We start from the raw sequence: 21438 nt of genomic DNA, 5'->3' as shown, positions 1-21438 counted from the left end.
TAGGCTGGCCGGGCTATGACGAAGCCATCCCTCCCCGAGCTCCTGCACGCCGCCGTGACCGCCGTCGGCGGTACGGAGAGGCCCGGCCAGGCCGCCATGGCCGCCGCCGTCGCCGAGGCCGTAGACGACCAATCCCACCTGCTCGTCCAGGCCGGCACGGGTACGGGCAAGTCGCTCGGCTACCTGGTGCCGGCCCTGGCGCACGGCGAGCGCGTCGTCGTGGCGACGGCGACGCTGGCCCTCCAGCGCCAGCTCGTGGAGCGCGATCTGCCGCGTACGGTCGACGCGCTGCATCCGCTGCTGCGCCGCCGTCCCCAGTTCGCGATGCTCAAGGGCCGGTCGAACTACCTCTGTCTGCACCGGCTCCACGAGGGCGTGCCCCAGGACGAGGAGGAGGGGCTGTTCGACCAGTTCGAGGCCGCGGCCCCGTCCAGCAAGCTCGGCCAGGACCTGCTGCGCATGCGCGACTGGGCCGACGAGACCGAGACGGGTGACCGGGACGACCTCACGCCCGGCGTCTCGGACCGGGCCTGGGCCCAGATCTCGGTCTCCTCGCGGGAGTGCCTGGGCGCGAGCAAGTGCGCGTACGGCGCGGAGTGCTTCGCCGAGCAGGCCAGGGAGCGGGCCAAGCTCGCCGATGTGGTCGTCACCAACCACGCGCTCCTGGCGATCGACGCCATCGAGGGCGCCCCGGTGCTCCCACAGCACGAGGTGCTGATCGTGGACGAGGCCCACGAGCTGGTCTCCCGGGTGACCGGTGTGGCCACCGGCGAGCTCACCCCCGGCCAGGTCAACCGGGCGGTGCGCCGCGCCGCGAAGCTGGTCAACGAGAAGGCGGCCGACGCGCTGCAGACCGCCTCCGAGGGCTTCGAACGGGTCATGGAGCTGGCACTCCCCGGCCGCCTGGAGGAGGTGCCGGAGGACCTGGGGTACGCGCTGATGGCCCTGCGGGACGCCGCGCGTACGGTGATCTCCGCGATCGGCGCCACGCGCGACAAGTCCGTCCAGGACGAGGACGCGGTCCGCAAGCAGGCGCTGGCCTCGGTGGAGTCCGTCCACGCCGTCGCCGAGCGCATCACGCAGGGCTCCGAGTACGACGTCGTCTGGTACGAGCGCCACGACCGCTTCGGCGCCTCGGTGCGCGTCGCCCCGCTCTCCGTCTCCGGGCTGCTGCGCGAGAAGCTGTTCGCAGAGCGCTCCGTCGTGCTCACCTCCGCCACGCTCAAGCTGGGCGGCGACTTCAACGGCGTGGGGGCCTCCCTGGGGCTCGCCCCGGAGGGCACGGCGGGGGAGGACGTCCCGCAGTGGAAGGGCCTGGACGTCGGCTCCCCGTTCGACTATCCGAAGCAGGGCATCCTGTACGTCGCGCGGCATCTGGCGACCCCCGGCCGCGAGGGCTCCCGCACGGACATGCTGGACGAGCTGTCCGAGCTCATCGAGGCGGCCGGCGGGCGCACGCTGGGGCTGTTCTCCTCCATGCGGGGGGCCAAGGCGGCGGCCGAGGAGCTGCGCGGCCGGCTGGACAAGCCGATCCTGCTCCAGGGCGAGGAGACCCTGGGCGAGCTGATCAAGAATTTCGCCGCCGACCCGGAGACCTGTCTCTTCGGCACCCTGTCGCTGTGGCAGGGCGTGGACGTCCCGGGGGCGAGCTGTCAGCTGGTGGTCATGGACCGGATCCCGTTCCCCCGGCCCGACGACCCCCTGATGAGCGCGCGCCAGAAGGCGGTCGAGGAGGCCGGGGGCAACGGCTTCATGGCGGTGGCGGCCACGCATGCCGCGCTGCTGATGGCTCAGGGCGCCGGCCGTCTCGTACGGGCCACGGGCGACAAGGGGGTCGTCGCGGTGCTCGACCCGCGCCTGGCCAACGCACGCTACGGCAGCTATCTGCGGGCCTCGCTCCCCGATTTCTGGTACACCACCGACCGCAACCAGGCCCGTCGCTCGCTCGCCGCGATCGACGCGGCGGCCAAGGCGGACGGGCGGTAGCCCTTGGGGACGTACACGAGAAGGGCCCCGGTACCGGCACGAAGCCGGACCCGGGGCCCTTCTCCCAGAGAGCGTGAGGTGCGGGTCTCAGACCCTGCGCAGCACGGCGACCACCTTGCCGAGGATCGTCGCCTCGTCGCCCGGGATCGGCTGGTACGCCGCGTTGTGCGGGAGGAGCCAGACGTGGCCGTCCTCGCGCTTGAAGCGCTTCACCGTGGCCTCGCCGTCCAGCATGGCGGCCACGATGTCGCCGTTCTCCGCGACGGGCTGGCGGCGGACGGTGACCCAGTCGCCGTCACAGATCGCCGCCTCGATCATCGAGTCACCCACGACCTTGAGGACGAAGAGCTCGCCGTCGCCCACCAGCTGGCGGGGGAGCGGAAAGACGTCCTCGACGGACTCCTCGGCGAGGATCGGCCCACCGGCGGCGATCCGGCCCACCAGCGGCACGTACGAGGCGGCGGGCTTGCCCGTGGTGTCCGTCGGCTGCGTGCTCGGCTGGTCCGAGCCGCGTACCTCGTAGGCCCGGGGGCGGTGGGGGTCGCGGCGCAGGAAGCCCTTGCGTTCCAGGGCCATCAGCTGATGGGCGACGGAGGAGGTGCTGGAGAGGCCCACCGCCTGACCGATCTCCCGCATCGACGGCGGATAGCCCCGCCGCTGCACGGAATCCCGGATGACCTCGATCACCCGCCGCTGCCGGTCCGTGAGCCCCGAGCTGTCCGCCCGGATCCCGGGAGGTCGTCCGGGGAGCGAGCGCGCTGGGCGCCCGGGCTCCGGCCCCTCCGTGTTCGTGACTGAGTCATTCATGGCATGCACCGGCTCGAGTCGGCTCTGGGAGCGGTCCTGGGCAGTGATGATGGCACTGTCTGCGGTGGTGGTCACGTCGGCGGCCCCTCTCGAATGGTCTCCCTGGCTGCACAACGGTAGTAGCTTTCGAAAGGTTGCGCCAAACACACGTTCGAGTGAAAAACGAATAAAAGACTGTCGGGGTTCCACCGGCAGGTGTATGAGGCTGCCTACGGTGCGCGACGGGCGGGCTCCTCCTGGTGTGTCGCCGGTCGGCTCGGCGGGCCGTCGCGGCCGGCCCCCGGACCGTATCGCGGCGCCCTGCGCGGGCCCTGTGCGAGGGGGCCTCCCGGTCGTCCGTCGTCCGGGTGCTTCCCGTACCCTCTTGGTCGGCCTTACGCTGCCTTCCGGCCGCCCTCGGGCGCGACACGCGCTTAGGGCCAAATGCGCGGCCGGACCCAAGATCTAGTGGTTGGATACTTCCGACCGCCCCGAATGTAGTGGTCCCCCGTCCGACGGGGGTGCGGTCATCGCCTATGCTTGAGACCGCTTCGAGGGCCCCCGGCCGGGCCTGAAGAGGCTATTCAGTCGTGCTGTGAAGGAGGGTTGGGAGCCATGCACTGCCCCTTCTGCAGGCACCCCGACAGCCGGGTCGTCGACAGTCGCACCACCGACGACGGGACCTCGATCCGCCGGCGCCGCCAGTGTCCCGACTGCTCCCGCCGCTTTACCACGGTGGAGACGTGTTCACTCATGGTGGTCAAGCGCAGCGGGGTCACCGAGCCCTTCAGCCGCACCAAGGTCATCTCGGGTGTGCGCAAGGCGTGCCAGGGGCGGCCCGTCACCGAGGACGCCCTCGCCAAGCTGGGCCAGCGGGTCGAGGAGGCGGTGCGCGCGACCGGCAGCGCCGAGCTGACCACGCACGACGTGGGCCTGGCCATCCTGGGGCCCCTGCAGGAACTCGACCTCGTCGCCTACCTGCGCTTCGCGTCCGTGTACCGGGCGTTCGACAGCCTCGAAGACTTCGAGGCCGCCATCACGGAACTCCGTGAGCGGCGGCCCCGCGCGGAATCACGCGGGAGCGGCGAGACCCTTGAGGTCCCCGCGCCCGCCGTCGCCGCCGACTGAGCGGCAGCCGCCGGCCGCGCCGATCCGGGGATCGGGCGGGCCGGCACCTGGACCTTGCTCCGGGCGACGTATGACGAATGCGGCGGCCGAAGCATCAGACACACACTGTGCCGGGGAAGTTCTCGGCACTTCAGGGCGTTTTTGCCCACATATGGGAGGCGGCATGACAGAGACGGCGAGCGGCCCGGCACGGGGTTCCCGCAACAAGGGGACCAAGTCGACTGCGTCCAAGCAGGGCCTGCGTATCGAGCGCATCCACACCACTCCCGGCGTGCATCCGTACGACGAGGTGTCCTGGGAGCGCCGTGACGTCGTCATGACCAACTGGCGCGACGGCTCGATCAACTTCGAGCAGCGTGGCGTCGAGTTCCCCGACTTCTGGTCGGTGAACGCGGTCAACATCGTCACCAGCAAGTACTTCCGGGGCGCCGTGGGCACCCCGCAGCGCGAGACCGGTCTGCGGCAGCTGATCGACCGGATCGTCAAGACGTACCGGAAGGCCGGAGAGGACTACCAGTACTTCGCCTCCCCCGCCGACGCGGAGATCTTCGAGCACGAGCTGGCGTACGCCCTTCTGCACCAGATCTTCAGCTTCAACTCCCCGGTGTGGTTCAACGTCGGCACGCCCCAGCCGCAGCAGGTCTCCGCCTGCTTCATCCTGGCCGTCGACGACTCCATGGAGTCGATCCTCGACTGGTACAAGGAAGAGGGCATGATCTTCAAGGGCGGCTCCGGAGCCGGCCTGAACCTCTCCCGTATCCGTTCCTCCAAGGAACTCCTCTCCTCCGGCGGTAACGCCTCCGGTCCCGTCTCCTTCATGCGGGGCGCCGACGCCTCCGCCGGAACGATCAAGTCCGGTGGCGCCACCCGCCGTGCGGCGAAGATGGTCATCCTCGACGTCGACCACCCCGACATCGAGAACTTCATCGAGACCAAGGTGAAGGAGGAGGAGAAGATCCGCGCCCTGCGCGACGCGGGCTTCGACATGGACCTGGGCGGCGACGACATCACGTCCGTCCAGTACCAGAACGCCAACAACTCGGTCCGCGTGAACGACGAGTTCATGAAGGCCGTCGAGTCCGGCGGCAAGTTCGGGCTGCGCGCCCGGATGACCGGCGACGTCATCGAAGAGGTCGAGGCCAAGTCCCTCTTCCGCAAGATGGCCGAAGCCGCCTGGGCCTGCGCCGACCCGGGCATCCAGTACGACGACACGATCAACCACTGGCACACCTGCCCCGAGTCCGGCCGGATCAACGGCTCGAACCCGTGCAGCGAGTACATGCACCTGGACAACACCTCGTGCAACCTCGCCTCGCTGAACCTGATGAAGTTCCTCAAGGACGACGGCAAGGGCAACCAGTCCTTCGAGTCCGAGCGCTTCGCCAAGGTGGTCGAGCTGGTCATCACGGCGATGGACATCTCCATCTGCTTCGCCGACTTCCCGACCGAGAAGATCGGCGAGAACACCCGCGCCTTCCGCCAGCTCGGCATCGGCTACGCCAACCTCGGCGCCCTGCTGATGGCGACCGGCCACGCGTACGACAGCGACGGCGGCCGCGCGCTCGCCGGCGCCATCACCTCGCTGATGACCGGCACCTCGTACAAGCGCTCCGCCGAGCTGGCCGCCGTGGTCGGCCCGTACGACGGCTACGCCCGCAACGCCGAGCCGCACCAGCGCGTCATGAAGCAGCACGCCGACGCCAACGCCGTGGCCGTCCACGCCGACGACCTGGACAACCCGATCTGGGCCGCCGCGACGGAGGCCTGGCAGGACGTGATCCGGCTCGGCGCGAAGAACGGCTTCCGTAACGCGCAGGCCTCGGTCATCGCGCCCACCGGCACCATCGGTCTGGCGATGTCCTGCGACACCACCGGCCTCGAGCCCGACCTCGCCCTGGTCAAGTTCAAGAAGCTGGTCGGCGGCGGCTCGATGCAGATCGTGAACGGCACCGTCCCGCAGGCCCTGCGCCGCCTGGGTTACCAGGAGGAGCAGATCGAGGCGATCGTCGCCCACATCGCCGAGAACGGCAATGTGATCGACGCGCCCGGCCTGAAGACCGAGCACTACGAGGTCTTCGACTGCGCGATGGGCGAGCGTTCCATCTCCGCGATGGGCCACGTCCGCATGATGGCGGCCATCCAGCCGTGGATCTCGGGCGCGCTCTCCAAGACGGTGAACCTGCCGGAGACGGCCACCGTCGAGGACGTCGAGGAGGTCTACTTCGAGGCGTGGAAGATGGGCGTCAAGGCGCTCGCGATCTACCGCGACAACTGCAAGGTCGGCCAGCCCCTCTCCGCCAAGACCAAGGAGAAGGAGAAGGAGGCCGTCACGGCCAAGGCCGAGGACACCATCCGTACCGCGGTCGAGAAGGTCGTCGAGTACCGCCCGGTCCGCAAGCGTCTGCCCAAGGGTCGGCCCGGCATCACCACCTCGTTCACGGTGGGCGGCGCCGAGGGCTACATGACGGCCAACTCCTACCCGGACGACGGCCTGGGCGAGGTCTTCCTGAAGATGTCCAAGCAGGGCTCGACCCTCGCGGGGATGATGGACGCCTTCTCCATCGCGGTCTCGGTCGGCCTGCAGTACGGCGTCCCGTTGGAGACGTACGTCTCGAAGTTCACCAACATGCGCTTCGAGCCGGCCGGCATGACGGACGACCCGGACGTGCGGATGGCGCAGTCGATCGTGGACTACATCTTCCGCCGCCTGGCGCTCGACTTCCTGCCCTTCGAGACCCGCTCGGCCCTCGGCATCCACTCCGCCGAGGAGCGTCAGCGCCACCTCGACACCGGCTCCTACGAGCCGACGTTCGAGGAGGAGCAGCTGGAGGCCGAGACCCTGGCCCAGACCGCGCCGGTGCGGACGGAGACGCTGAAGGCGGTCGCCCCGGTCCAGGAGACCGAGAAGGCCGCGCCGAGGACGGCGCACACCTCGGCCGAGCTGGTCGAGATGCAGCTCGGCATCAGCGCGGACGCCCCGCTCTGCTTCTCCTGCGGTACGAAGATGCAGCGCGCCGGCTCCTGCTACATCTGCGAGGGCTGCGGCTCCACCAGCGGCTGCAGCTGACCGGTGAACAGTGAGTGAGGGCAGGTCTTCCCCGGAAGACCTGCCCTCACTCACGCACGCGGCGCCTACGCGCCGAACGCACGGCCGCCCATCGCCGCGGCGAACTCCTCGGGGTCGCCGTCGAAGCCCCGGACGGTGCCGTGGAAGTGCCAGCCGCCGGATTCGTCCCGTACGAATTCGGCCACGACGGCCGCGGTGGCGCCCCCGACCGCGGAGAAGTCGTCCTCCGCCAGTGTCGTGTAGCCCTCGCGGACCTGGACCGCGGTGTTCTCTATGGCGCCGAACGTCTTGCGACCGTCGCGCTGCTGGATGGCGACACCGACGACGACGCGGACGTAGGCGTCGGACAGCCGGTCCAGTTCCAGCGTCATCACCTCGTCGAAGCCGAGCCCCTGACCCGTCCTGCTGTCCCGGTCGAGCGTGATCGTGCCGTCGGGCGCGCGGCTGTCGAAGTGGACGAGGTACGCCGGACTGCCGTACGGCTCGTCCGCCGGGTAGGTCGCCGCGATGATGTCGAGGTCGTTGGGGGCCTCACCCTGGTCGCTGGGATCCCACTTGACCCGCACCTCGACCTTGTCGAAATCCTTGTTCGGAGTGCTCAACGGACTTCCCTCCTGCACGTGGGGACGACGCTCCGGTTCCCTCCCCCGATCATGTCCGCAACGCGCCCCGGAACCAACCGGCTTGGGGGCGAGCGGCTGAAACGGGCCAGGATCGGGCGGGAGACGACCGGTTCCGGCGGACTCCTCGGGAGCGTGACCCACGCCACGTCCGACAGCCGTACGATGGCGCAGTGCTGGTCAAGTGGATTCGCTGCAGTGTGTCGGACCGTCGGGGATTCGAACAGGGGCAGCGGAAGTGGGCGGGGCTGCTGGGTGAGCCGGGCTTCAGGGGGCAGGGCGGCGGCTGGAGCCGCATCCGGCCGGAGGTGGCGCATGTCTTCGCCTTCTGGGAGAACCGGGTCTTCTACGACTCCTTCATGGCGCGTGCCCACGACGCCCTGGCCGCGGCGCAGTCCGGCACGTACCAGGACCTCCGGGTCAAGCTCTTCGAGTACCGCTCCGACGTGAAGACCGGATTCGAACCCCGCTTCACGGACGCGGATGTGCTCAGGGTGGCCCACAGCCGGGTCCACGAGGACCGGGTCGAGCACTTCGCGCTGATGCAGCAGCGGGTGTGGAACCCGGCGATGGCGGGATCACCAGGCATGCTGCGGGGGGTGTTCGGCGAGGCGCCCGGGCATGAGTTCCTGGTCCTGTCGATGTGGCAGTCCAGCGCGGAACGCGGAAAGTACCGTCCGGGCAGCGTGGACCGGCTCTCGCAGCGCGCGGGTACGGAAGAGGACGTGGCGGCGCTCGACGGGGACGTGGTGCGACTCGAACCGTCCTGGACGGTGTGACGGCCCCGGGCGACGGGTACGGCCGCGACATGCACCGGCGATTTCCGGACAGGTGCTCGAACGGCGACGACTCGATCTAGTGTCGTTGTATGGCACGACCGCAACGAATCGTTCTTGTCCGGCACGGTGAGTCCGAGGGCAACGCCGACGACACCGTGTACGAGCGCGAACCCGACCACGCGCTGAGGCTCACCCCCGCCGGACTGCGCCAGGCCCGCGAGGCGGGGGAGCGGTTGCGCAGGCTGTTCGGGGAGGAGCGGGTCAGCGTGTACGTCTCCCCCTACCGGCGCACCCACGAGACGTTCGCCTCCCTCGGTCTGAACGCCGGGCGGGTACGGGTCCGCGAGGAGCCCCGGCTGCGCGAGCAGGACTGGGGAAACTGGCAGGACCGCGACGACGTCAGGCTGCAGAAGGCTTACCGGGACGCCTACGGGCACTTCTTCTACCGCTTCGCACAGGGCGAGTCCGGGGCGGACGTGTACGACCGGGTCGGCGCCTTCCTGGAGAGCCTGCACCGCAGCTTCGAGGATCCCGACCACCCGCCGAACGTCCTGCTGGTCACCCACGGTCTGACCATGCGCCTCTTCTGTATGCGCTGGTTCCACTGGACCGTGGCCGAATTCGAGTCGCTCTCCAACCCGGGGAACGGGGAATCGCGGACGCTGGTGCTCGGCGAGGACGGGCGGTACACGCTCGACCGGCCCTTCGTGCGCTGGCGTACTCCTGAGCCCTACGGCATCTCCGGATAGAGTGGAAGCGATGACCGAATCCGCTTCCGACCAGCGTCTCGAACGCGCCCTGGCCAGCCTGCGCGGCCTGTCCGTGGGAGACGCCCTGGGCTCCCAGTTCTTCGTGCCCGCCAACTACCCGCTCCTGAAGGACCGCGCCCTGCCGGGCGGGCCCTGGCAGTGGACCGACGACACGGAGATGGCCTGCTCCGTCGTGGCCGTACTCCAAAAGCACGGCCGCGTCGACCAAGACGCCCTGGCGCTGTCCTTCGCACACCACCACGACTTCGACCGGGGCTACGGCCCTGCCGTGAACCGCATGCTGCGGCTGGTCCGCGAAGGCGGCGACTGGCGGGAGCTCGCCTCCTCCCTGTTCAACGGACAGGGCTCCTGGGGCAACGGCTCCTCGATGCGCATCGCACCGCTCGGCGCCTGGTACGCGGACGACCCCGAGCAGGCCACGCACCAGGCGGAGATCTCCTCGTACACCACGCACCAGCACCGGGAGGCCGTCGTCGGCGCGATGGCCGTCGCGGCGGCCGCGGCGCTCGTCGCCTCACCGTCCGGGCCGCCCGCTCCGGAGGCGCTGCTGGACGGTGTGGTCGCTCTCGTCCCGCGCAGCGCGGTCGGCGCCGGGCTGCGGCGGGCCCGGGACATGCTCGACTACAAGGACGCGGGCACCGTCGCGGCGGTCCTCGGCAACGGACGCCGCACCAGCGCGCACGACACCGTTCCCTTCGCCCTGTGGTCGGCGGCCCGGAGCCTCGGCGACTTCGAGGAGGCCTTCTGGGTGACGGCCCAGGCCGGAGGCGATGTCGACACGACCTGCGCGATCGTCGGCGGCGTGCTCGCGGCAAGCACCGCAGGTGCTCCTCCGGCCCACTGGACGGCCCGGACGGAACCCCTGCCGGACTGGACGCCTCGCTGGACCGTGCCGGGACTTTCCGGACACTCCTGAGCGAGCGCGGCAGGCAGCCGCAGACCGGGCTCCGCGCTCCAACTGTCACGGTCCTGCCACAGCACGTCCCCTCACGGCCGGTGGCCGTGACACGGGGTTACTCTTTCGGCCACGCCGCCCTCGGTGATCATGACGACGGGTGCGCACCGAATGAGACGCCGGGGGGCCGCGCGCAGCCCAGGGCTCGCGTGAGCGGACCCCGGTGGGGAGGGGTCCCGTGTCCGAAACACCGCCAGAACCACCCCGGCCCGAGCCCGCGCCGGACGAGCCCGTCTCACCCCGGCCCACAGCGGACGAGGGACTGTCCGAGGAGGCCGGCACCGGTCGGGCCGAGCCGAAGCGGGGCGTCCCCGGTCAGGGCACTCCTGAGCGCGCTGAGCCGGAGCAGGCCGGCACCGGTCGGGCCGTGCCCGGAACCGCCGCGGTGGGGGCGCGGCGCGAGCAGACGGCCGGACCGGCCGCCGCCCCCGGTCCGGTACCAGGAGGCGGGGCCGGAGGCGGTACGCCGTCGGGGCCCGAACCACCCAGGGTCCCCGCCTACGCGGCGCGGCGACCCGGAGGGCAGGGACAGCCGAGCCCCTGGGGCAAGCCACCCCCCTCCGTGATGACGCGGCTCCGGGCCATGAAGCCGGGCCCCGTCCCCACCGGCACCCTCTGGGCGACCCTGGCGACGGCCCTGCTCAGCATGGCCCTGCTGGGCGACGGCATCGGGCTGAACCTGCTCATCGTGGCGCTGCCAGCCTCGGCCGGTGCGTACATCGCCGCCAGGGCGGCAGGCCGCACGCTCCGCCCCTGGACCGCCGTGTGGGCCGTCGGCGGCCTGGCGCTCCTGGCGGTTCCCGCCCTCCGGGATGCCGGCTGGCCCACCTTCCTCGCGATGGTGTCCGCTCTCGCGCTCGGCTCGCTGGCGCTGCACGGCAGCCGGAGCTGGCTCGGCGTGTTCCTCGGTTCCCTGGGCGTGTTCACCTCCGTGTTCGAATCGCTGGGCTGGGGTGTCCGCGGTGTGCGCGAGCGCATGTCGGGGTCCCGGGGCCGGTTCGGCGTGGTGTTCCGGTCCGTGGCCGTGGCCGTCGTACTGGTCGTCGTGTTCGGCGCGCTCTTCGCGAGTGCCGACGCCGCCTTCGCGGACCTGCTGGGCAACCTGACCCCGGACGTGTCGGTCGGTGACGGTCCATGGCGGTTCTTCCTGGGCCTCCTCGGCCTGGTCGGCGCCCTCGCCGCCGCCTACACCGCCGCCGCCCCGGTCCGCTGGGATGGGGTGACCGTACGACCGGGCAAGGCGCGCGGGCGGCTGGAATGGGCTCTCCCGCTGATCGTACTGAACCTCCTCTTCGCGGCGTTCCTCACCATCCAGCTCACGGTGCTGCTCGGCGGGTACGACAAGGTGATGGCCGAGACCGATCTCAGCTACTCCGAGTACGCCCGCCAGGGCTTCTGGCAACTGCTCTGGGCCACGGTGCTCACGCTCGGCGTCATCGCGCTCGCCCTTCGCTGGGCCCCGCGCGGCGGTACCCGCGAGCGCACCCTCGTCCGCGGTGTGCTCGGCACCCTGTGCTTCCTCACGCTTGTCGTGGTCGCCTCGGCCCTGCGTCGCATGGACCTCTACGTCGACGCGTACGGCCTGACCAGGCTCCGGATCTCCGTGGCCGCCGTGGAACTCTGGCTCGGTGTGATCCTCGTGCTGATCATGGCGGCCGGCGTGTTCGGACCCCGCCTGCTGCCGCGTGCGGTCGCGGCGAGCGCGGCCGTCGCCGTACTGGCCTTCGGCCTCATCTCGCCCGACGGACTCATCGCCGAGCAGAACGTCCAGCGGTACCGCAACGACCACTCGATCGACATCGAATACCTCAAGGGCCTGTCGGCCGACGCCGTACCCGCTCTCGACACCTTGCCCGAACCACTGCGCTCCTGCGCGCTGCAAGAGATCCAGCGCACACTCCGCAACTCCGACGAACCTTGGTACGCCACGAGTTGGGGCGAAGCGCGGGCCCGGGACATCCTCGGCGACTGGGACCCGGGCTACCGCTCACTGGACTGCCGGGGACTGAGCACGGGCGACAACGGCGACGAGCGCGGCGGCGGGACGGGCGACGTCTACGACCCGTACGACCCTTACTGATCAACCCGCGAGTGAGTGCCGTGGGCGGTTCCGGTGACGGTGACCAGGAGGGACAGGCCCAGCGAGCCGCCCACTCGCCGGCTCGCGTTGAGCAGGCCGGAAGCCGCGCCGGACTCGGGCCACATCCGCGACGGCCTCTACGAGTTGTGCCGGGGTATGCGTGACGCGATGCGGTCCATCTCCGGCTCGGCGCTCCCGCTCGGGCCGTGCCGTTCTTCCGCTCCGGTCCCTACTGGAGGCCCTGCCCGCAGCCGTGTGTCGCGCGCCGTCCGGCGCGCGACCGCCGGTACGAGCCCGGGAGGGGTGCCCCGGGGTGTTCCTGGCGACCCCTTCGGCGTACGCTGACAGACGCCATGCCGTACGAACCACCCACGCACACCGTCGAGCGCTCACTGCGCGCCACCACCGGTGCCAAGATCATTGCCGGTGTCGACGAGGTCGGTCGCGGAGCGTGGGCGGGACCTGTCACGGTGTGCGCCGCGGTCACCGGTCTCCGCAGGCCCCCCGCCGGACTCACCGACTCCAAGCTCATCAGCCCCAAGCGCCGTGCGGAACTCGCTCCGCTGCTGGAGAGCTGGGTCACCGCGTACGCCCTCGGTGACGCCTCGCCTCAGGAGATCGATGCACTCGGCATGACCGCGGCGCTGCGGCTCGCGGCCGTACGTGCCCTGGAGGCCCTGCCGGTCCGCCCCGACGCGGTGATCCTGGACGGCAAGCACGACTACCTGGGCAGCCCCTGGCAGGTGCGTACCGTCATCAAGGGGGACCAGTCCTGCGTCGCGGTGGCTGCGGCCTCGGTGATCGCGAAGGTCCGCCGGGACGCGATGATGGCCGAACTCGGCGCACAGAACGAGGAGTACGCGGACTTCGGGTTCGAGGCCAACGCCGGCTACCCGTCCCCCGTGCACAGGGCCGCACTTGAGGAGCGTGGGCCCACCGCCCACCATCGTCTTTCGTGGTCCTACCTTGACGCGCTGCCCCGGTGGCAGCACCTGAAGAAGATCCGTTTCTCCGCCGAGGCGGCCGCACTGGAAAGCGGGGGCCAGCTCGGCTTCGACTTCTGATCGCGCACATGTGCCCACCCGCCGACGCCCCCGGTGTCGGCGTTTGATAGACAACCACCCATGCCTCTCATCCCCGAGGAGCCTCAGATTCACGAGAGCGCCCAGGGTCCCCGCGCCACCCCGGCCACCGGCCGCGCCGCGTCGACCCCTCGTCCCGTACCCGGTCCGCGTACAGCGGCCATGCCGCGCCCCGGTCGCCCGGTGCCCGGCCCGCGGCCTGCGCCCCCCGCGCAGCGCCGGCAGTCCACCTCCGGCAGCCCCCAGGCGGTGCCGTCGGAGAATCGTTCCGCACCGCAGCTCCAGGTCATCCCCGCATCGGCCGACGGGGCGCTCGACGCCGCCGACGAGGCGGTGGATCTGCTGCTCGACTCGGGTCGCGCACCCGGCGACATCCTGGTGCTGACCACGGGCGGACAGCACCCGTGGGCGACCCACGAGCTCACCTTCGGTGAGACCGCCTACTGGGCCCAGCAGGAAGCGGGCGACGACGTCTTCTTCGCCGCGGCCGCGGCGGCGGACCGGGTCAAGCCCCGGCCCGTGGTGATCGTCGCGGTCAACGGCCCGGCCGACGACGCGGCCGCGCGGGCACTGGCCGACGCACGGGAGTCCGCCGGTGTGCTGCTGATCGCCTGCGGCGACCCGCAGAGGATCAACGCCGCGCTCGGCGCCGGCGTCTGAGGCCCGGCGCCGGCGTCTGAGGCCCGGCGCCGGCGGGGCCGCGGCCGGTTCCGGCCCGGTACGACCCGGCGGCTTCGGTGGTCCGGCAGTCCGTGAGGGCTGCCGGACCACCGAAGCGTGCTCCGTCAGCGTGCGGCGGAACGGTGCAATGCCTGCGCGGCGCCACCACCGGTCCGCGACGGCACCTGCTCGGAAGCCAGGGTGGTGTCGGCGAGGGCCGAAGGCTGCGACAAGGAGTTCGGACGGCGGCCGCCCCGGCCCTCGCCCAGCACCTGCCAGCCGCCCCGGGTCAGCGTGATGTACGCGCCGCACCGCAGCCCGTGCAGTGTGCAGGCGTCCCGCAGCCCCCACATCCACGCTCCGTCCTCCTCCGTCCAACGCTCGTCCCCTTCGCGGCAGTAGAGGAGTACCGCGGTGCGGACGGGCGTACGGCGGCGCAGATCATGCGGGATGACGCGGCGCAGGTGCGCCAGCAGGGAGTTCCGGAACTCCCAGCCGTCGGCCGTCACCGAGCGGCGGGCGAACGAGGCGCTTGCCGTCAGGCGTTCCTCGTGGTCCAGGACGGCGACCACAGCGGTGGCCGGCGTCGGCCGGTGCCTGGCGTGCAGACCGCTGACCACCTCACGCGGGCTGCGCAGAAGAGGTATTCCGGCCGCTGCCCACTCGGCCGGTTCGAGCATTCTGGCAAGGCGGTTGGCCGAGTCGGCGGCTGCCGACATCGAAGTGGCTGCGGACGGAGCGAATCCGAAGGTCACGGTCCTCCCTTCGCATACGCGCCCACGATGCGGGCAGGGTCGGGTGAGGGCGCGCCGCGGCACAGCCCTTTCGGGCCCGCGAGAGGACCGTGCGGGGAGCGAGTCCAATTCTTCCTGGCGTATCGGCAGGCGGCAACGAGCAATTGGTGAGGCTGACGGTATTCAGCCGGAATGACACGGATATCCCTGCCCAGTCCGGCCCCGCCCGACGCCTCCTGTCACGCCTGAACAGCGAGGACCAGCGGAAACACCGCTTCCGCCCCGGCCCGACGTAGCAAGCGGGCTGCCACGGCGAGCGTCCAGCCGGTGTCGGAGAGATCGTCGACGAGCAGAATCGGTCCGTCCGCGGCCGCCAGGGCTTCCGCGAGGTCGGATGCGACGACCAGCCTCTCGTGCAGAGCTCGGACCCGCTGCGCACTGTTGGTCTGCGATATCAGGACCGCGTCGGCGTCCGGAGCCAGGCTCACACCTCCCAGCAGGGGCATCCGTCCCACTCCGGCGATGTGCCTGCCGAGCGATTCGATGAGCTGAGGTCTGCGGTACGAGGCCATGGTGACGACACCGACCGGGCGGGGTACGGCGTTGACGGCCCCGGGAGCCCAGCCACCGGGGCCCCTGGCCCAGTCGGTCAGCACGGTCACCACGGCATCGGCCACATCACCCGGCACCGGAGCGTCGGGTGCCTGGGCCGCCAGTATCGGGCGCAGTCTGTTGCCCCACCCGATGTCGGTGAGTCTGCCCAGCGCCCGGCCGGTGCCCGCGAGCTCCGTCGCCGGAATCCTGCCCTTGAGATCGACTCCCACCGATGCGAGCCCGGTCGGCCACATCTTGCGGGGCTCCACCTCCACACCGGCTCTGCGGAGCTCACCCTTCGCCGTGTCCAGAGCGGCATCGGAGACTCCTGCCCCGAACCGGGGCCCGGCACAGTTGTCGCAACGCCCGCACGCGGTCGCCGACTCGTCGTCGAGCTGACGGCGCAGGAACTCCATCCGGCAGCCGTCCGTCGTGGCGTAGTCGCGCATGGCCTGCTGCTCGGCGGCGCGCTGACGGGCCACCCACGCATAGCGTTCGGCGTCGTAGACCCACGGCTCTCCCGTCGAGGTCCAGCCGCCCTTCACCCGCCGGACCGCCCCGTCGACGTCGAGGACCTTGAGCATGCTCTCCAGCCGTGCGCGACGCAGGTCGACCAGCGGTTCAAGGGCGGGCAGCGAGAGCGGCCGCCCGGCCTGGCCCAGCGCGTCGAGGGTGCGCCGGACCTGTTCCTCCGGCGGAAAGCCGACCGACGCGAAGTACTGCCAGATCGCTTCGTCCTCTTTGCCCGGCAGGAGCAGTACCTCGGCATGTTCGACACCGCGTCCCGCGCGGCCCACCTGCTGGTAGTAGGCGATGGGGGAGGACGGTGACCCGAGGTGCACGACGAAGCCGAGGTCGGGCTTGTCGAAGCCCATGCCGAGAGCGGAGGTCGCCACCAGCGCCTTCAGCCGGTTGGCCAGCAGGTCGTCCTCTGCCTGCTGCCGCTCCGCGTTCTCGGTGCGGCCGGTGTAGGAGGCGACAGTGTGCCCGCACTGGCGGAGATAGGCGGTGACTTCCTCGGCGGCCGCGACCGTCAGTGTGTAAATGATGCCCGAGCCCGGAAGCTCCTTGAGGTGGTCCCCGAGCCATGCCAGCCGGTGGGCCGCGTTCGGCAGTCGCAGCACGCCGAGGCTCAGACTCTCGCGGTCCAGCGAGCCCCTCAGCACGAGCGCGTCCGCGCCGGCACCGGTACCGAGCTGCTCCGCGACGTCAGCGGTGACCCGGGCGTTCGCCGTGGCGGTGGTGGCGAGCACCGGGACACCCGGCGGGAGATCGGCGAGCATCGTCCGCAGCCGGCGGTAGTCGGGGCGGAAGTCGTGGCCCCAGTCGGAGATGCAGTGTGCCTCGTCCACGACGAGCAGACCGGTTTCCGCGGCGAGCCGGGGCAGAACCTGGTCGCGGAAATCTGGATTGTTGAGGCGCTCGGGGCTGACCAGCAGGACGTCGACCTCACCTGCGGCCACCTCGGCCTGCACGGTGTCCCACTCCTCCGTGTTGGACGAATTGATCGTCCGCGCGCTGATGCCGGCGCGGGCCGCCGCCGCGACCTGGTTGCGCATCAGCGCCAGCAGCGGCGAGACGATGACCGTCGGCCCCGCGCCTTGGGCGCGCAAAAGCGAGGTGGCGACGAAGTACACCGCGGACTTCCCCCAGCCGGTGCGCTGGACGACCAGTGCTCGGCGCTTGTCCGCGACAAGTGCCTCGATGGCCCGCCACTGGTCCTCACGCAGCCGAGCGGCCCCCGAGGTGTCGCCGACGAGTCGGGCCAGGATGGAATCGGCCGAAGCCCTGAGATCTGCGCGGTCTGCGATGGTCATGCCTCCCATGCAACCCGATGGATCCGACAACCGCGAACAGTCGATCACTCCCTGTGGACAAGTTATCCACAGGGAGTAGCGAAAGTTTGTGGTCCGCGAGATGGTCTGGCCATGAACAAGCACCCCGAATCAACCGGTCCCTCCGAGGAACAGCAGATCACCCTGCGAGGCCCGGCCGAGCTGGCCGACGCTCTTCCCTATCTCATGGGCTTTCACCCGAGCGACAGTGTGGTCATGGTCGCTCTGCATGGTGGCCGAGGCCGGTTCGGATCCAGGCTCAGGCTCGGCATCCCGCAGTCCCCGCTGGAATGGCCGACGGTCGCCGACCAGCTCGCCGAGTGTCTGATCAAGGGAAGCGAGCGGCGTGAGGCCCGGCCCGACGCCATCGTCGTCTTCCTCTGTCAGGATCCGGTGGACGGCGAGACGGGCAATCAGACCATGGAGCGCCTGCGGCCGTTGGCTCAGCGGTTGCGTACGGCGTGCGGAGCGCTGGACGTACCCGTCCTCGAAGTGCTGTGCATCTCAGGCAACCGCTTCTGGTCCTATGTCTGCCCCGATGCCCGCTGCTGCCCGGCAGAAGGCAACCTGCTGGCTATGCCCGGCACCTCGGTGATGGCGGCGGCGGCCACCTATGCGGGCATTCAGGTGCGGGGATCCTTGCGCGAGATGGAGGCGAGGCTCACACCGCTCACTCGCGCATCGGCCGGCGCCCAACTGCGTGCCCTGGATGCTGCGGGCAGTGCGATGGTGCCGTTGCTGCTCGACCAGGAACGTCGCCAGGAGCTGGGCGGTGAAACGCTGAAGCTCGCCGGCCGCCTGATCGACCGCCTCGGGAAGGCGCCCGTGACGGCACCGTCCCTCGCGGACATCAACGACGACAGACTGATCAGCGACGAGGAGGCCGCGTCGATGATCCTCGGTCTCCAGGACAGGGAGGCCCGCGACAGGGCGGCGGAGTGGATGGAAGGGCCGAAGGCGCATGCCGCCCTGAGGCTCTGGCGGGCGCTGGCCCGTCGCTGCGTCGCCCCGTACGAAGAGCACGCCGCGGCTCCTCTCACCCTTGCGGGCTGGGTCTCCTGGTCGACCGGCGACGAACCGGCTGCGCGCGTCGCGCTGGGGCTCGCCCTGCGCCTCGATCCGCATTACACCTTCGCGCAACTGCTGCACGAGGCGTGCAACCAGGGGCTCGACCCGGAAACCCTGCGGCGCTGTCTGCGCGGCGAGCGCAGCGCGCGGGCAGCCCGGCATGGCCGCCGTGCGGAACGGGTCGCGGGGGCCCGTCCCGCACGGGTGAGGCCGGCCGGGCGCGCCAGGACGCGTTCTGGTTCCACTAGGCCCGGCCCCGGCCCCGGCCCGGCGGACAGGCGGCGGCCTGCCCGGCCCGGGGCGCAAGGTCGTCGCGGGACCAGGACCGGACGACGTTGAGACCGCTGCGACGCCGGGGCCCCGGCGCTGCACGCGAGGCCCCGGCGTAGGCCGCGCGTCGACATGGGATGGGCGGCGCGCGGTCTTTCAGGCGCCGGGGGAGTGGCTCCGGAGGCTGATGAAGAGTCATCAGGAAGGGAGTGTTTATCGTCAGGAAGACGACTATGATCACGGCATGCCGCCCTACGACCCGTCGACTTTTCCGCCGTTCGCCGTCACCGTCGACCTGGTGGTGCTCACGGTGCGTCGGCACGCCCTCTGTGCGCTGGTGGTACGCCGGGGTGAGACCCCGTTCCAGAGCAGGTGGGCCCTGCCGGGCGGTTTCGTCAGGGCCGATGAGGATCTCGGCGCCGCAGCGGCCCGTGAGCTTGTCGAGGAGACGGGCCTGTGCGCACAGGATTCGGCCGCCCCGGCCGTAGGCAACGGCGCTCACCTGGAACAGCTCGCCACGTACGGGGACCCCGCCCGGGACCCGAGGATGAGGGTTGTCAGCGTCGCCCATCTCGCGTTGGCCCCTGATCTGCCCGCTCCCAGGGCGGGCGGCGACGCGAACAGCGCACGATGGGCGCCCGTCGAGGACCTGCTCGGACCCGAGGGCGGCTACGCACCCGACGGCGAGCACCAGGCGCCGTTGGCCTTCGATCACGCGAGGATCCTCGCCGACGGGGTCGAGCGGGCCCGGTCCAAGATCGAGTACTCCTCGCTGGCCACTGCCTTCTGCCCGCCCGCCTTCACGGTCGGTGAGCTGCGCCGGGTGTACGAGGCGGTGTGGGGCGTGGTGCTGGACCCGAGGAATTTCCACCGCAAGGTGACGGGTACACCGGGCTTCCTGGTGCCGACCGGGGGGACGACCACCAGGCAGGGGGGCCGCCCGGCCCAGTTGTTCCGGTCGGGCACGGCGACGGTGCTCAACCCGCCGATGCTGAGGCCCGAGGTCTAGGGTCCTGCATTTGAGTCGTGGCGGGCCGGCGGACTGATCCAGAAGAAGGGCCCCGGCCTTTCCCGCCGGTAGAGGCGCCGGGCGCGGCGCGGCCCGCCTTGCGTAAAAAGTCCGATATGTCGGGTTATCGTGCTGCGGTACTCACTCGCCGCCGGGCGGCTCCGCCTTCGCCGTCCCCGTTCCTGCGAGAGAAGCGATGCTCCAGGCCATCGGACTCACCAGCACCCCCTCCCGTGGACAAGCCCCCGCCGTGCACGACCTCACCTTCGACGCGGAGCCGGGATGTGTCACCGCCCTGCTGGGGGCGCCGGGTTCCGGAAAGACCGCGGCCTTGCGGCTGATGCTCGAACTGGAGCCAGGGCGTGGAGTGGCCTACTTCCGAGGCCGGCCGCTGCATCGCGTTCCGAACCCGGCCGGTGAGGTGGGTGTGGTGCTGGGTGACGTCCCGGGGCACCCCGCACGCACCGTTCGAGGGCAACTCCGCATGCTCTGCGCCGCGGCAGGCGTGCCCGTATCCAGGGCCGACGAACTGCTCGACGCGGTGGGCCTCGCCGGCCTGAGGGACCAGCGCATCGCCACGCTCTCCCTGGGCATGGATCGTCGGCTGGCGCTCGCCTGCGCGTTGCTCGGGGACCCGCACACGCTCCTTCTTGACGATCCGGTGGAAGGGCTGGCGCCGAAGGAGGCCGACTGGATGCACGGGATGCTGCGCACCCACGCCGAGCGCGGCGGAACAGTGCTGTTCGCGACCAGGGACCCCAGGGAGGCCGCACGCTCTGCAGGCCATGTGGTCACCCTCGACGGTGGGCGCGTGGTCGCCGACCAGGACGGGGCGGCCTTTTCCCGCACCCGCCTGCGGCCTCGTGTGGCGGTCCGCTCCCCGCAGGCCGCCCGCCTCGCCGTGATCGTCAGCCGGGAAGCGCGTGCTGCGCGGCGGTCCGTAGAGGTCGTCACCGAGGGGGCGGGCAACCGGCTCTCCGTATACGGCAGCAACTGCGCGGAAGTGGGTGACGCCGCCTTCCGGCACGGGCTTCCCGTGCACCAGCTCGCTGACGAAGTGGGCGACATGCGGTCCGTGGGCGTGACCGATGCCCCTGCCGGCCACCGCACCGTCGATGACCGCTCCGGCACCTGCTCCCACCCCGTGCGGCCCGCCGCGCGGTGCGAGGTCCCGCCGTCGATCAGGCGGCGCCCGGCCCGGGGGCCGCTGAGGCCGGTGCGGTACGAACTGCGCCGCCTGTTCGGTGTGCGGACGACAGCCGTGATCCTGGCCGCCGTCCTGGTCGTTTCCGCAGGTCTCTCCGTACTGCTGGCCCGCGACGGCCGCGCCCCGCTCGTCCATGTGATCGCCGCCTGGCCCTCGCTGCTGCCGCTTCCGCCCGCCGCACTCGGGGCCGGGCTCCTCGGGGCGCTCTCCTTCGGTGACGAGTTCCGCTATCCGGCGCTCGCCGCGGGGCGGGGGAGTGTGCCGCGCAGACTCGGGCTGCTCCTCGCCAAGCTGGTGGTGTCCGGGGGAGTCGCCCTCCTGCTCGCGCTGCTCGTCGTGCTCGGCTCGGCTGCGTCTCTGCGTGTCGTGTACGGCGGGAGCATGCTCGACGTCCCCTCGAACGTGGTGCCGCTGGCGGTGAGCTGGTCCGCCCTGACCGTGGGTTGCGCCTGGGCGGGGCTGCTGGCCGCCGGTGTCTTCCGGGTGACGACTGCGGGCATCGCCGCCGTGCTCGCCGTACCCGTGGTGCTGGTGCCGCTCGTCGAGCGGATGCCGAAGGTGGCGAGCGCGCGTTCGATGACTGGGCTTCCGGATCGGCTGCGGGACCTGGCCTGGCTTCAGTGGCCGGGGGAGGTGGACCGGTGGATGTTGGCCGGTGCGCGGATCGTGGCGCATCCCGTGGGAGTAGCCCTGGCGCTGTCCCTCTCCGCTCTGACCTGTGCGTTTCTTCTCACCAGCCTTCGGGCGCGGGTGCGTTGGTGAGTACGCGGCGGGGTGGGGGGCGGCCTCTCCGCAGCCCGGACTGCGA

16 protein-coding genes are annotated in these 21438 nt (G+C 71.0%); 12 read left to right on the top strand and 4 right to left on the bottom strand.

The window, feature by feature from the left end:
* The first annotated feature begins 15 nt into the window (after positions 1-15).
* Positions 16-1986 (top strand): ATP-dependent DNA helicase, encoded by a 1971-nt coding sequence (locus ACZ6C6_RS16320; protein ID WP_469203238.1) that lies wholly within the window; start codon positions 16-18, stop codon positions 1984-1986.
* Between the two features lie 87 nt (positions 1987-2073).
* Here the strand turns inward: ACZ6C6_RS16320 and lexA are convergent, their stop codons facing one another.
* Positions 2074-2868, bottom strand: a complete 795-nt coding sequence (lexA, locus tag ACZ6C6_RS16315) for a transcriptional repressor LexA (protein WP_026171816.1) — start codon at positions 2866-2868, stop codon at positions 2074-2076.
* Positions 2869-3387: 519 nt separating this feature from the next.
* On the opposite strand from lexA, the gene nrdR reads away from it, so the two are divergent.
* On the top strand, positions 3388-3900 hold the full coding sequence (gene nrdR / locus ACZ6C6_RS16310) for a transcriptional regulator NrdR (protein WP_469203236.1): 513 nt from the start codon (positions 3388-3390) through the stop codon (positions 3898-3900).
* A gap of 163 nt (positions 3901-4063) precedes the next feature.
* Positions 4064-6967, top strand: coding sequence for a vitamin B12-dependent ribonucleotide reductase (locus tag ACZ6C6_RS16305; RefSeq protein WP_469203234.1), 2904 nt, complete (start codon positions 4064-4066; stop codon positions 6965-6967).
* 65 nt (positions 6968-7032) lie between these two features.
* Here the strand turns inward: ACZ6C6_RS16305 and ACZ6C6_RS16300 are convergent, their stop codons facing one another.
* Positions 7033-7569, bottom strand: a complete 537-nt coding sequence (locus ACZ6C6_RS16300; RefSeq protein ID WP_469203232.1) for a TerD family protein — start codon at positions 7567-7569, stop codon at positions 7033-7035.
* Between the two features lie 191 nt (positions 7570-7760).
* On the opposite strand from ACZ6C6_RS16300, the gene ACZ6C6_RS16295 reads away from it, so the two are divergent.
* The 6 genes from ACZ6C6_RS16295 (at position 7761) to ACZ6C6_RS16270 (ending at position 13913) form a co-directional block, all read left to right on the top strand.
* Positions 7761-8366, top strand: a complete 606-nt coding sequence (locus ACZ6C6_RS16295) for a DUF4937 domain-containing protein (RefSeq protein WP_469203231.1) — start codon at positions 7761-7763, stop codon at positions 8364-8366.
* 89 nt (positions 8367-8455) lie between these two features.
* Positions 8456-9115 carry a histidine phosphatase family protein gene (locus ACZ6C6_RS16290; protein ID WP_469203229.1) on the top strand — a complete coding sequence of 220 codons (660 nt, stop codon included), beginning with the start codon at positions 8456-8458 and terminating at the stop codon, positions 9113-9115.
* 10 nt (positions 9116-9125) lie between these two features.
* Entirely contained in the window at positions 9126-10052 is a 927-nt protein-coding gene (locus ACZ6C6_RS16285) for an ADP-ribosylglycohydrolase family protein (RefSeq protein WP_469203227.1), read from the top strand.
* A gap of 601 nt (positions 10053-10653) precedes the next feature.
* On the top strand, positions 10654-12171 hold the full coding sequence (locus ACZ6C6_RS16280) for a DUF4153 domain-containing protein (protein ID WP_469203225.1): 1518 nt from the start codon (positions 10654-10656) through the stop codon (positions 12169-12171).
* 353 nt (positions 12172-12524) lie between these two features.
* Complete coding sequence (locus tag ACZ6C6_RS16275; protein WP_469203224.1) at positions 12525-13235, top strand: ribonuclease HII; 711 nt, start codon at positions 12525-12527, stop codon at positions 13233-13235.
* A 60-nt stretch (positions 13236-13295) separates the two neighbouring features.
* Positions 13296-13913: a hypothetical protein gene (locus tag ACZ6C6_RS16270; protein WP_469203222.1), complete on the top strand. Its 618-nt coding sequence runs from the start codon at positions 13296-13298 to the stop codon at positions 13911-13913.
* Positions 13914-14038: 125 nt separating this feature from the next.
* Here the strand turns inward: ACZ6C6_RS16270 and ACZ6C6_RS16265 are convergent, their stop codons facing one another.
* Both ACZ6C6_RS16265 and ACZ6C6_RS16260 read right to left on the bottom strand, forming a co-directional pair.
* Positions 14039-14668 carry a hypothetical protein gene (locus ACZ6C6_RS16265; RefSeq protein ID WP_469203220.1) on the bottom strand — a complete coding sequence of 210 codons (630 nt, stop codon included), beginning with the start codon at positions 14666-14668 and terminating at the stop codon, positions 14039-14041.
* A gap of 218 nt (positions 14669-14886) precedes the next feature.
* Complete coding sequence (locus tag ACZ6C6_RS16260; protein WP_469203218.1) at positions 14887-17058, bottom strand: RecQ family ATP-dependent DNA helicase; 2172 nt, start codon at positions 17056-17058, stop codon at positions 14887-14889.
* Positions 17059-17169: 111 nt separating this feature from the next.
* Between ACZ6C6_RS16260 and ACZ6C6_RS16255 the strand changes: the two genes are divergently transcribed.
* The 3 genes from ACZ6C6_RS16255 (at position 17170) to ACZ6C6_RS16245 (ending at position 21392) form a co-directional block, all read left to right on the top strand.
* Positions 17170-18483, top strand: a complete 1314-nt coding sequence (locus ACZ6C6_RS16255; protein WP_469203217.1) for a DUF4192 domain-containing protein — start codon at positions 17170-17172, stop codon at positions 18481-18483.
* A 175-nt stretch (positions 18484-18658) separates the two neighbouring features.
* On the top strand, positions 18659-19423 hold the full coding sequence (locus tag ACZ6C6_RS16250; RefSeq protein WP_469203214.1) for an NUDIX hydrolase: 765 nt from the start codon (positions 18659-18661) through the stop codon (positions 19421-19423).
* A gap of 196 nt (positions 19424-19619) precedes the next feature.
* The gene (locus ACZ6C6_RS16245) at positions 19620-21392 is read left to right on the top strand and encodes an ABC transporter ATP-binding protein (protein WP_469203212.1); all 1773 of its coding nucleotides are present in this window, start codon (positions 19620-19622) and stop codon (positions 21390-21392) included.
* Positions 21393-21438 lie beyond the last annotated feature (46 nt).

The sequence above is a fragment of the Streptomyces sp. NPDC041814 genome (assembly GCF_055590565.1).
Note: the sequence above shows the minus strand (reverse complement) of the source record. Positions and strands in the feature narration are given on the sequence as shown.

Excerpts from the sequence above, each read along its gene's own strand:
- ACZ6C6_RS16320 (WP_469203238.1), top strand. The coding sequence starts at position 16 with ATGACGAAGCCATCCCTCCCCGAGCTCCTGCACGCCGCCGTGACCGCC.
- nrdR (WP_469203236.1), top strand. The coding sequence starts at position 3,388 with ATGCACTGCCCCTTCTGCAGGCACCCCGACAGCCGGGTCGTCGACAGT.
- ACZ6C6_RS16305 (WP_469203234.1), top strand. The coding sequence starts at position 4,064 with ATGACAGAGACGGCGAGCGGCCCGGCACGGGGTTCCCGCAACAAGGGG.
- ACZ6C6_RS16290 (WP_469203229.1), top strand. The coding sequence starts at position 8,456 with ATGGCACGACCGCAACGAATCGTTCTTGTCCGGCACGGTGAGTCCGAG.
- ACZ6C6_RS16285 (WP_469203227.1), top strand. The coding sequence starts at position 9,126 with ATGACCGAATCCGCTTCCGACCAGCGTCTCGAACGCGCCCTGGCCAGC.
- ACZ6C6_RS16275 (WP_469203224.1), top strand. The coding sequence starts at position 12,525 with ATGCCGTACGAACCACCCACGCACACCGTCGAGCGCTCACTGCGCGCC.
- ACZ6C6_RS16270 (WP_469203222.1), top strand. The coding sequence starts at position 13,296 with ATGCCTCTCATCCCCGAGGAGCCTCAGATTCACGAGAGCGCCCAGGGT.
- ACZ6C6_RS16260 (WP_469203218.1), bottom strand. The coding sequence starts at position 17,058 with ATGACCATCGCAGACCGCGCAGATCTCAGGGCTTCGGCCGATTCCATC.
- ACZ6C6_RS16255 (WP_469203217.1), top strand. The coding sequence starts at position 17,170 with ATGAACAAGCACCCCGAATCAACCGGTCCCTCCGAGGAACAGCAGATC.
- ACZ6C6_RS16250 (WP_469203214.1), top strand. The coding sequence starts at position 18,659 with ATGCCGCCCTACGACCCGTCGACTTTTCCGCCGTTCGCCGTCACCGTC.
- ACZ6C6_RS16245 (WP_469203212.1), top strand. The coding sequence starts at position 19,620 with ATGCTCCAGGCCATCGGACTCACCAGCACCCCCTCCCGTGGACAAGCC.